Raw genomic sequence first — 11,686 nt, 5'->3', positions numbered from 1 at the left:
GAGTCAAACCCGCCCATGTACACCCTGGCCCGTCAGCTGTTGTTCAAACTCTCCCCGGAAACCTCCCACGATCTGTCCCTGGACCTGATCGGTGCCGGCGGACGTCTGGGGCTTAACGGCTTGCTGTGCAAGGCTCCGGCGAAAAAACCGGTAACGGTCATGGGGCTGGATTTCCCGAACCCGGTGGGGCTGGCGGCTGGCCTGGACAAGAATGGCGCGGCCATCGACGGTTTTGCCCAGTTGGGTTTTGGTTTCGTCGAAATCGGCACCATCACCCCGCGTGCGCAGCCGGGCAATCCGAAACCACGGATTTTCCGTCTGCCGGAAGCCGAGGCGATCATCAATCGCATGGGGTTCAACAACCTTGGCGTCGATCATCTGTTGGCCCGTGTGGCGGCGGCGAAGTACAAGGGTGTGCTGGGCATCAACATCGGCAAGAACTTCGATACCCCGGTTGAACGGGCCGTCGATGACTACCTGATCTGCCTGGACAAGGTCTACGCCCACGCCAGTTACATCACCGTTAACGTCAGTTCGCCCAATACGCCGGGCCTGCGCAGCCTTCAGTTCGGTGATTCGCTCAAGCAACTGCTGGCCGATCTGGCCACACGCCGGGCTGAGCTGGCGCTGCGTCACGGCAAGCATGTGCCGCTGGCGATCAAGATCGCGCCGGACATGACCGACGAAGAAACCGTTCAGGTTGCGCAAGCGTTGATCGAAACCGGAATGGACGCCGTCATCGCGACCAACACCACCCTGAGCCGCGTTGGCGTCGAAGGCATGGAACATGGTGACGAGGCGGGCGGTCTGTCTGGTGCACCGGTACGTGAGAAGAGCACCCACACCGTGAAGGTACTGGCGGCGGAATTGGCCGGTCGTTTGCCGATCATCGCCGCAGGCGGCATCACCGAAGGCAAGCACGCGGCAGAGAAAATCGCCGCGGGTGCGAGTTTGGTGCAGATCTACTCGGGTTTCATCTATAAAGGCCCGGCATTGATTCGTGAGTCGGTGGATGCGATCGCTGCTTTACGTTGATCCTTGTGGGCGCTGGTTTGGTGAGGGGATTTATTTGTGGTTACGGTGAATTTGCAGGCATAAAAAAGGGCTCCTCGAGGGAGCCCCTGGGCCGGAGCCCGCCGCCCGGATGGGGCGTGCGTGGTTAAGGTGTTCAGTAATCAGATTGTCGTGTCGGAGTGTTAAGCCCTGTAAATTAGCCGACGGCGTGAAGTTCGTTGAGTCTGTGGATTCCCGCAGTGCCGGTCATACCGTCCCAGTTGTCGCCGCGTCCTTCTCGCCAGCCGTTAATCCAGGCTTGGCGTACTGACGGTAGAGTAAATGGGCAAAGCTCACGGGATTTGCCACCAACGCCATATTGATATCCGCGCAAAAATGCTCTTTCCAACGGATCACGCTTAAGTCTTCTCATAGGGTGTTGCCCTCACTTGTTGACTGTATTTATCGCGTCGACCTCTATTGAGGTCTGGCAGAAAAAACTCCTGCCGTTGGGGGCTCGCTGCCGGCGTCGCGAGCCAAGTTGTTGACGTCGTTGCGGCGTCAACCTGTGTTGAGTTCTAACCAATGCGTCACATCGAGGGAATGATCGTTTTGTCATAAGGACGTAACCATTAAGGTGGTATAGCCATAAGTAACGCGATGTTTACACGCGTTTATTGACCAAACCCCGGTATGATCGGCCCCGCGCAGGATGACGGTGCTAATCCTTTAACGAGAACGCCTCGCGTTGCGATGAGGCATTATTCGACGAAGGGTCACCTTATGACATTTTGTTTCCCCAACTTTTTTACCTGTCTTTGCATCTAAGCTCTTTTAACCGAGCAGCAAGGGTGGGACGGCACACCTTCGTGCCACGCGGGCGTTCTTTTAGAAAAACGCCTGATTGAAAACCGGACCGGCAATGCGTTGCCCGTTCACTCGCCAAAGGCTTTGAAATTCCAATGTCCGACCAATTTGAAATCTTCCTCACTTGCCCAAAAGGCCTTGAAGGCCTGCTTATCGAGGAAGCCGTCGGGCTTGGCCTTGAAGAAGCACGTGAACACACCTCTGCCGTGCGCGGCATGGCCACCATGGAAACCGCTTATCGTCTGTGCCTGTGGTCGCGTCTGGCGAACCGGGTGCTGCTGGTGCTCAAGCGTTTCCCGATGAAGGACGCTGAAGACCTTTACCACGGCGTGCTCGATATCGAGTGGCAAGACCACATGCTCAACGACGGCACCCTGGCGGTCGAGTTCAGCGGTCACGGCTCGGGCATCGACAACACCCACTTCGGCGCCTTGAAAGTCAAAGACGCCATCGTCGACAAACTGCGCACGCCGCAAGGCGATCGTCCATCGATCGACAAGCTCAACCCGGACCTGCGCATTCACCTGCGCCTGGATCGCGGCGAAGCGATCCTCTCTCTCGACCTCTCGGGCCACAGCCTGCACCAGCGCGGCTACCGCTTGCAGCAGGGTGCTGCGCCGCTGAAGGAAAACCTCGCGGCAGCGATCCTGATCCGTTCCGGCTGGCCTCGCATTGCAGCCGAGGGCGGCGCACTGGCTGACCCGATGTGCGGTGTGGGTACGTTCCTCGTAGAAGCGGCAATGATTGCCGCTGATATGGCACCGAACCTGCGTCGCGAGCAGTGGGGCTTCACGGCCTGGCTGGGTCACGTCCCGGCCCTGTGGAAAAAACTGCATGAAGAAGCCACCGAGCGTGCGGCTGCCGGTCTGGCCAAGCCACCGCTGTGGATTCGTGGTTATGAAGCTGACCCGCGCCTGATTCAACCGGGCCGCAACAACGTCGAACGTGCCGGTCTGAGCGAGTGGATCAAGATCTACCAGGGCGAAGTCGGCACGTTCGAGCCGCGCCCGGACCAGAACCAGAAAGGTCTGGTCATCTGCAACCCGCCGTACGGCGAGCGTCTGGGCGACGAGGCGAGCTTGCTCTATCTCTACCAGAACCTCGGCGAACGTCTGCGTCAGGCATGCCTGAACTGGGAGGCCGCCGTGTTCACCGGCGCCCCGGACCTGGGCAAGCGCATGGGCATCCGCAGCCACAAGCAATATTCGTTCTGGAACGGCGCCTTGCCGTGCAAGTTGCTGCTGATCAAGGTCACGCCGGATCAGTTCGTCACAGGCGAGCGCCGCACCCCGGAACAACGCCAGATAGAGCGCGAGCAGGCTGAAGTCGAAGTCGCCGGCAATGACGTGGCACCGGGCAAGTACGAGAAGTACAACAAGAACGGCAACCCGATCAAACCTGTTCCTGTGGTGATCGAGCAACCGCGCTTGAGCGAAGGCGGGCAGATGTTCGCCAATCGTCTGCAAAAAAATCTCAAGGCCCTGGGTAAGTGGGTCAAGCGTGAAGGTATCGACTGCTACCGCGTCTACGATGCGGACATGCCTGAGTACTCGATGGCCATCGACCTGTATCAGGATTGGGTCCACGTCCAGGAATACGCCGCGCCGAAATCCATCGATCCGGAAAAAGCCTCGGCGCGCATGTTCGATGCCCTGGCTGCCATTCCCCAGGCCCTGAACGTCGACAAGAGCCGTGTCGTGGTCAAGCGCCGCGAACGTCAGAGCGGCACCAAGCAGTACGAGCGTCAGGCGGCTCAGGGCAAGTTTGTCGAGGTCAACGAAGGTGGCGTCAAGCTGCTGGTGAACCTTACCGATTACCTCGACACCGGCCTGTTCCTCGATCACCGGCCAATGCGCATGCGAATTCAGAAAGAGGCGGCCGGCAAGCGGTTCCTCAACCTGTATTGCTACACCGCGACCGCCAGCGTCCATGCAGCCAAGGGTGGCGCGCGCAGCACCACCAGTGTCGACCTGTCGAAAACCTACCTGGACTGGGCGCGCCGCAACCTGTCGCTGAACGGTTTCTCTGACAAGAACCGTCTGGAGCAGGGCGATGTGATGGTCTGGCTGGACGCCTGCCGTGACGAGTACGACCTGATCTTCATCGATCCGCCGACGTTCTCCAACTCCAAGCGCATGGAAGGCATCTTCGACGTGCAGCGTGACCAGGTGCAGCTGATCGACCTGGCCATGGCACGCCTGGCGCCGGGTGGGGTGTTGTACTTCTCCAACAACTTCCGCAAGTTCGAACTCGAGCCCAACCTGAGCGAGCGCTACGCGGTAGAAGAAATCACCGCCAAGACCATCGACCCGGATTTCGCCCGTAACGGCAAGATCCACCGCGCCTGGAAAATCATGGCTAGTTGAGTAATGCAGGGTAGTTAAGTCGTAGCGCACACCTGTAGCAGCTGGCGAAGCCTGCGTTGGGGCGCGAAGCGGCCCCGATTTTCAGGGAGACATCAAATCGTCCAAAAAGCGACCGCTTCGGTCGAGCGCGACCCCGGAGCCAACGCAGGCTTCGCCAGCTGCTACAGGGGTATGTGTTACTGCTAATTTTGTTGCATCCACAGAGCCTTGTTTTTAAAAGGCTCTTGGCTCCTCTCAATGCTGGTCAAATTAGTGGCTAATAGCTATAACTCAACTCAGGGCCATTGAGCTTTCCCGGCGCTTGGCGTTTTGAGTCTGCCTCTATGTCGTTGCACGTCATGCGCCCAAAGATCCTGGGTTTCATCAGTGAAGATGCTTCGGCCTGGCTGGTCGCGCTGCTGGTATTGCTCGTCGGCGGCATTCTCACGGGGCTGCTGGCCTGGTCGACACTGAATCTGTTTCACCATCAATTGCGGCAACGCTTCCAACTGCTCGCCAGTGAACGTTACAGCCGTATCGAAGAACGTTTTGAAGATCAGGAACAGCGCCTGGACGGGTTGCGCCGGTTCTTTGCCAATTCCGGCACGGTGTCCCGCGAGGAATTCGACGGTTACGCCAGGCCACTGTTGCATCGCACCCAAGCCTATTCATGGGCGCCGCGGATCTCCCGTGCCGCGCGGCTTGCGTTTGAACGCGAGGTGCAGGAAGAAGGGTTGAGCGAGTTTCGTGTCCGCGAACTGGATGCCACCGGGCAGTTGCAAACGGCTGCTGAGCGGGACGAGTACGCTCCGGTGCTGTACACACAGACCCAAAGCCGTCTTCCCACCCCTCTGGGATTCGATTTGCTTGCGCAACCGTTGCGCCGCGCCACGCTGGAGCGGGCCGACAGCCATGGTGGCATGGCGGTGTCGCAACCACTGTATCTGCTGGGGATTGAGCCGACCTATGCCCGGGGAATCCTGTTGGTGGCACCGGTTAGCCGGCAGCCGGCGGCGGGGGGTATGCCGGATGGTTACGTCATGGCCGTTATCAGCATGCGCCAACTGCTTGCAGACGGATTGCCGGAGGATAATCACGATTTCCTCTCGGTGCGCATTCTTGATCTGTCCACCGGGGATCAGCATGAAGTGCTGTATGAGTCGAGCAATACGCCCGCCGTCAGCGAACTGTCATCGACGCAACTGATCCGTCTGGCCGACCATGATTATCAGGTTGAAATGCGGCCCAGTACCTCGTTTCTGCAGGCCAACCATTCTTCGGTGAGCAGCCTGGTGGTGTTGGGCAGCTTACTCAGTCTGCTGCTCAGCGCCTTGCTTTACGTGTTGGTCAGCCAACGTCAGCGGGCGCTGAAACTGGTCGAGCAACGGACCCAGGAACTGCGTGCCCGCGAGCAGGAGTTGCGCGGCACCCACGGCCAGCTGCGTGGCGTACTGAACGCCGCGACGCAGGTAGCGATCATCGCCACCGACCTGCGCGGCGTCATCACCACCTTTAATGCCGGTGCCGAACACATGCTTGGCTACTCCAGTGCCGAAGTGGTGGGGCACATGACGCTGGAGAATCTGCACTTGCCTAGGGAGCTGGCGGCGCGTTCGGCGGAGTTGAGCGCGCGGTATGGCAAAGCGATTCCCACTTGTCAGGCGATGCTGGTCGAGGGCGGTGAGGAGGGCGGTCATGAAGCGCGGGAATGGACGCTGGTGCGCAGCGATGGCAGTCACCTTGCGGTGAACATGTTGGCGACGCCTGTGCTCGACGAACTGGGCCTGTGGGTCGGACACCTGGCGATCTGCATCGACATCACCGAACGCAAGCGCGTTCACGAAGCACTGGCGGCGCGTGACCTGCTGCTGAAGAAACTCAGTGCCCATGTGCCGGGCGGGATCTACCAGTTCAAGATGGAATTCGACGGGCGTTTCAGTGTGATCTACGCCAGTGACGGGATTCGCGAGATCTACGAACTCGAACCGGATGTGCTGCTGCTCAATGCCGAAGCGATCTTCACCCGGATTCATCCGCAAGACACCACGCGGGTGCGCGCTTCGATCCGCGCTTCGGCGGACAACCTGAGCCCGTGGCGCGAGGAGTATCGCGTGCAATTGCCGCTGCGTGGGCTGCGCTGGGTCCGTGGCGAAGCGACCCCTGAGGAACTGCCCGGCGGCGGTGTGCTGTGGCATGGCTACATTTCAGACATCTCCGACCTCAAGCGCGTGGAAGAAGAACTGCGGGCGCTGTCGGTGACGGATTCCCTGACGGGTATTCACAACCGCCGCTACTTTCAAGAGCGCCTGACCACCGAAATGGCCAGGGTCGAGCGTGGTGGCGGCGAGTTGTCGGTGATCATGCTCGATGTCGATCACTTCAAACGGATCAATGACCAGCACGGTCACGCGGTCGGTGACCGGGTGCTGCAGGCCGTGTGCGAACGTATCGGCCATCGCCTGCGTCGCACGGATGTGTTTTGTCGTTTGGGAGGCGAGGAATTCATGGTGCTCTGCCCGGACATCGGTGGCGAGCACGCATATGTGCTGGCGTTGCAGCTATGGCAGGAGTTGCGCAGTTCGCCGATTGACGGCGTCGGGATCGTCACGGCGAGTTTCGGTGTGGCCAGCTGGCGAGCCGGGGAGGGCGCGGACGCGCTGTTGCTGCGGGCGGATTCGGGGGTGTATGCCGCGAAACAGGCTGGACGGGATCGGGTAGAGGCAGAAATAACCTGAATGTGGACCCAAACCCTGTAGGAGTGAGCCTGCTCGCGATAGCGTCGTGTCATTCAACTTTTATGTCGACTGATACACCGCTATCGCGAGCAGGCTCACTCCCACAATTGTTTTTGTGGCAGGTCTATCCGGTTACAGCACCGACGCCGTCTCTGGCAGTTTCGGCTGGCGATACAGGTCCAGCAGCACCTGATCCAGCACCGACGATGCGCCGAAGGGAGCCTTGTCGTTGAGGATCGCGACCACCGCCCAGGTATTGCCGTTGATGTCGCGGCTATAGCCGGAGATCGCTCGAACGGTATTCAGGGTGCCGGTCTTGACGTGCGCTTCACCGCGCATCGCGGTGGTCTTCAAGCGCTTGCGCATGGTGCCGTCGGTGCCGGCAATTGGCATCGAGCTGATGAACTCGGCAGCGTACGGGCTGCGCCAGGCGGCCTGCAGCATCGCCGCCATTTCCCGGGCGCTGACACGCTCGGCGCGGGACAGGCCGGAGCCGTTCTCCATGATCAGGTGCGGCGCGGTGATGCCTTTCTTCGCCAGCCACTGCCGAACCACGCGCTGGGCAGCCTTGGCGTCGTCGCCATCGGCGTCGGTGCGGAACCGCTGACCCAGGCTCAGGAACAGCTGCTGGGCCATGGTGTTGTTACTGTATTTGTTGACGTCGCGGATAATTTCCGCCAGGTCCGGCGAATAAGCCCGGGCCAGCAATTTGGCATTTTTCGGCGTAGGCGCCAGAACGTCCTTGCCCTGAATGCTGCCGCCCAGCTCTTTCCAGATGGCCCGGACCGCACCAGCGGTGTAGGTCGCGTGGTCCAGCAGCGACAAGTACGTCTGGGAGCTGCAGCCATCGCCCAACTGGCCGCCAACCGTCACGGTCACGCTGCCATCGGGTTGGGTCACCGGGTTGTAGCGCACGCCGCCGGTGCACTGCTTGGAGTTGATGGCCTTGACCTGGTTTTCGATACGGATCGAGGCAATCGGTGGCTCGACCGACACCAGTACCCGGCCGTTGTCATTGCGGGCCACAAAGCGCAGCGCCTTGAGATTGACCATCAGCGAATCGGGTTTGACCAGGAACGGCTTGTTCTCGTCATTGCCGTCATCGTTGAACTCGGGCAGTTGCGGTTGCGTGAAGAAATTGCGGTCCAGCACCAGGTCGCCGGTGATCTGCGTGACGCCATTGGCGCGCAGGTCTCGCATCAGCAACCAGAGTTTTTCCATGTTCAGCTTCGGATCGCCGCCACCTTTAAGGAAGAGGTTGCCGTTGAGAATGCCGCCGCTGAGGGTGCCGTCGGTGTAGAACTCGGTTTTCCACTGGTGGTTCGGGCCGAGCATTTCCAGCGCCGCGTAAGTGGTGACCAGCTTCATGGTCGACGCCGGGTTGACCGAGACGTCCGCATTGAAAATGGTCGGCGTGCCCGGGCCGTTGAGGGGAATCAGCACCAGGGACAGGGCGTTGTCCTGCAGTTTGCTGGCCTTGAGGGCCTTTTCAACGTTGGGAGTCAAGCCGGTATTAATGGGCGCAGCGGCAAGCGGGAGGGCCAATGGGAGAAGTAAACCGGCCAGCAACAATGGACGCAAAGATTTGATCATATGAAATAGAACCCTACAGCCGAGGGGAAAAAGACGAGGGCATGAAGATAAATTCCCTCAGTAGTCATGAAAGTGTCGGCATTATGCCCCAAGGTGTAGGGGCTTGTGCCGTGACCTGGCCCGCTAATAAGCTATTTTTTACCGACGGTAGGTCGCCGCGCCCAGAGAGTCGGGCAATTGGCGGCTTAAACTGCTAAAGTGCCGCCCGTTATTACTTATGAGGATTGTTCCAATGGCGACTAACCGTTCCCAGCGTCTGCGCAAAAAACTGTGCGTCGATGAATTTCAAGAGCTGGGTTTCGAACTGAACCTGGATTTCAAAGAAGATTTGGCTGATGAAGCCATTGATGCTTTCCTCGATGCGTTCCTGCAAGAAGCCATGGAAGCCAACGGTCTGGGTTATGTTGGCGGCGACGACTTCGGTCTGGTTTGCCTGCAGAAACGTGGCTCGGTATCCGAAGAGCAGCGCGCTGCTGTTGAAGCCTGGCTCAAAGGCCGCAGCGAACTGACCGAAGCAACCGTCAGCCCGCTGATCGACGTCTGGTACCCGGAAAAGCCGATCAATCCGGTAGCTTGATGTTAGAAAAAACGGCGACCCAAGGGTCGCCGTTTTTTTATGCCTGCTTTTTGTAGGAGCGAGCTTGCTCGCGATGGACGTTAACGATTACGCGTTTTTTCTGAATACACGCGGCGCCCTCGAGTCCATCGCGAGCAAGCTCGCTCCTACAAGGGATCAGGCTTTACGCCAATTCAAAATCACTAGCGTCACCACCCCCGCCACAATCCCCCAAAACGCCGAACCGATGGAAAACAGCGTCAGCCCCGACGCCGTCACCATGAAGGTGATCAGCGCCGCTTCACGCTCCTTCACTTCGCTCATGGCAATGCTCAGCCCGTTGATGATCGAGCCGAACAACGCCAGCGCCGCAATCGACAGCACCAGTTCTTTGGGCAGCGCGGCAAACAGCGCCGCCAGTGTCGCGCCAAACACACCGGCGATCCCGTAGAAAATCCCGCACCAGACCGCCGCCGTGTAGCGCTTGTTGCGATCTTCGTGGGCATGGGGGCCGGTGCAGATTGCTGCGCTGATGGCCGCCAGGTTGATCCCGTGCGAGCCAAACGGTGCCAGCAGCAGCGAGGCGATGCCGGTGGTGGTGATCAGCGGTGACGCGGGCACGTTGTACCCATCGGCGCGCAAAACCGCGATCCCTGGCATGTTTTGCGAGGTCATGGCCACGACAAACAGCGGAATGCCGATGCTGATGGTGGCCGCCAGGGAGAAGTGCGGCGTGGTCCACACAGGCGTCGCCACTTCCAGGTGGAAGCCACTGAAGTCCAGCAACCCCATGAACCCTGACAGGGCCGTACCGATCAGCAATGCAGCCAGCACGGCATAACGCGGCGACAGGCGCTTGATCACCAGATAAGTGAAGAACATCCCCAAGACCAGCGCCGTGCGATGCTGCGCCGCGACAAAGATTTCACTGCCGATCTTGAACAGAATCCCCGCCAATAACGCCGCCGCCAGGGAGGCCGGAATCTTTTTGACCAGACGCTCGAAGCTGCCGGTCAAACCACAGATCGTGACCAGGACGGCGCAGGTGATGTAAGCGCCGATCGCTTCGCCGTAGCTGACACCGCCGAGGCTGGTGATCAGCAGCGCTGCGCCGGGCGTCGACCAAGCGATGGTGATGGGCGTCCGATAACGCAGGGACAGGCCGATCGAGCACACCGCCATGCCAATCGAGATCGCCCAGATCCACGACGAAATCTGCCCGCTGGTCAGGCCGGCGGATTGGCCGGCCTGGAACATCAACACCAGGGAGCTGGTGTAGCCGGTCATCATGGCGATGAAACCGGCAACGATCGCCGAAGGTGACGTATCGGCCAGAGGGCGGAGCTGCGTGTGCGTGGCGTCGTTCATGACGGGGTGTTCCTTGCTCTAGTGAAGATGCCCGAGCCTTTGTAGCAGCAGGCTTCGCCAGCTGTTACATGACCCAGGTTAACGCGCGGGTTATGGATTCAAGCCTAAACTCAAACGTAACCCTGCGTTGCAATACAGCGGAGGCAACAAACAGCCGTACAGTCGTGTTGCCACCATCCATTGTGTACAATCGCGGTGTTTTTTACGCGATACTTGCCAGCGACCCACTGTGCCGTATTACAGTCACGGTCAATTCGCCGCAGTTCTCCCGACTCGAGTGCCCATGAACGAACAGTTGCAGCCCCTCAAGAAACAACCGCGAGCAGGCAAAGCCGGCCGCAGCGGTACCCAGGACGATATTGTCTACGCGCATATCTTCGAGGCCATCCTCGAGCAGCGTCTGGCGCCCGGCACCAAGTTGAGCGAAGAAGCGCTGGGGGAAATTTTCGGGGTCAGTCGCACCATCATTCGCCGTGCGCTATCGCGCCTGGCCCATGAAGGGGTTGTGCTGCTGCGTCCCAATCGCGGCGCCGTCGTTGCCAGCCCGAGTGTCGAAGAGGCACGGCAGGTGTTCCTCGCCCGGCGTCTGGTGGAGCGAGCGATCACCGAACTGGCGGTTCAGCACGCGACAGCCGAGCAGATCGCCGAGCTGCGTCAGATGGTCAACGACGAGCGCGACAGCTTTTCCCGTGGCGATCGCGGTGCAGGTATCCGTCTGTCGGGCGAGTTCCACCTGAAACTGGCTGAAGCGGCAAAGAATGCACCGCTGATCAGCTTCCAGCGCAGCCTGGTGTCGCAGACCTCGTTGATCATTGCCCAGTACGAAAGCGGCAATCGTTCGCACTGTTCATACGACGAGCACACCCAGTTGATCGATGCCATCGAAGCGCGCAATGGTGAGCTGGCGGTGGATTTGATGATGCACCACATGGATCACATCGACAGCAAGCTCAATCTTGACGAAGAAAGTGCGTCGGATGATTTGCACGCGGTGTTCTCGCATTTGTTGCAGACCAAGAAGCCTGGGCGGCCAGCGGCCAAGCTTTAAAAGATCGCAGCCTCGTTTCACTCGACAGCTCCTACAGGAGTACAGAGTTCCTCTGTAGGAGCTGCCGTGTTGCGGTCGAATTTTTTTAGACCATGATGTAGGAGCGTCGATCTAAGGAAGCATCATGGGTTATCGGGTTGTCACGTCAGAGCAAAAAGCAGAGGCCATTCGCTTGGTTGTG

General features: G+C 59.5%; 8 protein-coding genes. 5 read left to right on the top strand and 3 right to left on the bottom strand.

Annotated elements, in window-relative coordinates:
• The first annotated feature begins 15 nt into the window (after positions 1-15).
• A complete protein-coding gene (locus GBC55_RS15545; RefSeq protein ID WP_162438357.1) occupies positions 16-1,035 on the top strand; it encodes a quinone-dependent dihydroorotate dehydrogenase in 1,020 nt (339 codons plus the stop codon).
• 175 nt (positions 1,036-1,210) lie between these two features.
• On the opposite strand, the gene GBC55_RS15540 is transcribed toward GBC55_RS15545, so the two are convergent.
• The gene (locus GBC55_RS15540) at positions 1,211-1,426 is read right to left on the bottom strand and encodes a ribosome modulation factor (RefSeq protein ID WP_003223300.1); all 216 of its coding nucleotides are present in this window, start codon (positions 1,424-1,426) and stop codon (positions 1,211-1,213) included.
• Positions 1,427-1,955: 529 nt separating this feature from the next.
• Here GBC55_RS15540 and rlmKL point away from each other — a divergent pair.
• The gene (gene rlmKL / locus GBC55_RS15535) at positions 1,956-4,226 is read left to right on the top strand and encodes a bifunctional 23S rRNA (guanine(2069)-N(7))-methyltransferase RlmK/23S rRNA (guanine(2445)-N(2))-methyltransferase RlmL (protein ID WP_162438358.1); all 2,271 of its coding nucleotides are present in this window, start codon (positions 1,956-1,958) and stop codon (positions 4,224-4,226) included.
• A gap of 323 nt (positions 4,227-4,549) precedes the next feature.
• Positions 4,550-6,940 carry a GGDEF domain-containing protein gene (locus GBC55_RS15530; protein ID WP_162438359.1) on the top strand — a complete coding sequence of 797 codons (2,391 nt, stop codon included), beginning with the start codon at positions 4,550-4,552 and terminating at the stop codon, positions 6,938-6,940.
• A 132-nt stretch (positions 6,941-7,072) separates the two neighbouring features.
• Here GBC55_RS15530 and dacB read toward each other — a convergent pair whose 3' ends face one another.
• Positions 7,073-8,533, bottom strand: coding sequence for a D-alanyl-D-alanine carboxypeptidase/D-alanyl-D-alanine-endopeptidase (gene dacB, locus GBC55_RS15525; protein WP_162438360.1), 1,461 nt, complete (start codon positions 8,531-8,533; stop codon positions 7,073-7,075).
• Positions 8,534-8,765: 232 nt separating this feature from the next.
• Here dacB and GBC55_RS15520 point away from each other — a divergent pair, with 232 nt between their 5' ends.
• Positions 8,766-9,110, top strand: a complete 345-nt coding sequence (locus GBC55_RS15520) for a YggL family protein (RefSeq protein WP_162438361.1) — start codon at positions 8,766-8,768, stop codon at positions 9,108-9,110.
• 156 nt (positions 9,111-9,266) lie between these two features.
• Here the strand turns inward: GBC55_RS15520 and GBC55_RS15515 are convergent, their stop codons facing one another.
• On the bottom strand, positions 9,267-10,457 hold the full coding sequence (locus GBC55_RS15515; protein WP_162438362.1) for a benzoate/H(+) symporter BenE family transporter: 1,191 nt from the start codon (positions 10,455-10,457) through the stop codon (positions 9,267-9,269).
• 283 nt (positions 10,458-10,740) lie between these two features.
• On the opposite strand from GBC55_RS15515, the gene GBC55_RS15510 reads away from it, so the two are divergent.
• A complete protein-coding gene (locus GBC55_RS15510; protein ID WP_064378756.1) occupies positions 10,741-11,505 on the top strand; it encodes a GntR family transcriptional regulator in 765 nt (254 codons plus the stop codon).
• Positions 11,506-11,686: the final 181 nt, after the last annotated feature.

The sequence above is a fragment of the Pseudomonas sp. TNT3 genome (genome assembly GCF_010095445.2).
Taxonomy (GTDB): domain Bacteria; phylum Pseudomonadota; class Gammaproteobacteria; order Pseudomonadales; family Pseudomonadaceae; genus Aquipseudomonas.
This window is presented reverse-complemented; position numbering and strand designations above follow the sequence as displayed.

Excerpts from the sequence above, each read along its gene's own strand:
- GBC55_RS15545 (WP_162438357.1), top strand. The coding sequence starts at position 16 with ATGTACACCCTGGCCCGTCAGCTGTTGTTCAAACTCTCCCCGGAAACC.
- dacB (WP_162438360.1), bottom strand. The coding sequence starts at position 8,533 with ATGATCAAATCTTTGCGTCCATTGTTGCTGGCCGGTTTACTTCTCCCA.
- GBC55_RS15520 (WP_162438361.1), top strand. The coding sequence starts at position 8,766 with ATGGCGACTAACCGTTCCCAGCGTCTGCGCAAAAAACTGTGCGTCGAT.
- rlmKL (WP_162438358.1), top strand. The coding sequence starts at position 1,956 with ATGTCCGACCAATTTGAAATCTTCCTCACTTGCCCAAAAGGCCTTGAA.
- GBC55_RS15515 (WP_162438362.1), bottom strand. The coding sequence starts at position 10,457 with ATGAACGACGCCACGCACACGCAGCTCCGCCCTCTGGCCGATACGTCA.
- GBC55_RS15530 (WP_162438359.1), top strand. The coding sequence starts at position 4,550 with ATGTCGTTGCACGTCATGCGCCCAAAGATCCTGGGTTTCATCAGTGAA.
- GBC55_RS15540 (WP_003223300.1), bottom strand. The coding sequence starts at position 1,426 with ATGAGAAGACTTAAGCGTGATCCGTTGGAAAGAGCATTTTTGCGCGGA.
- GBC55_RS15510 (WP_064378756.1), top strand. The coding sequence starts at position 10,741 with ATGAACGAACAGTTGCAGCCCCTCAAGAAACAACCGCGAGCAGGCAAA.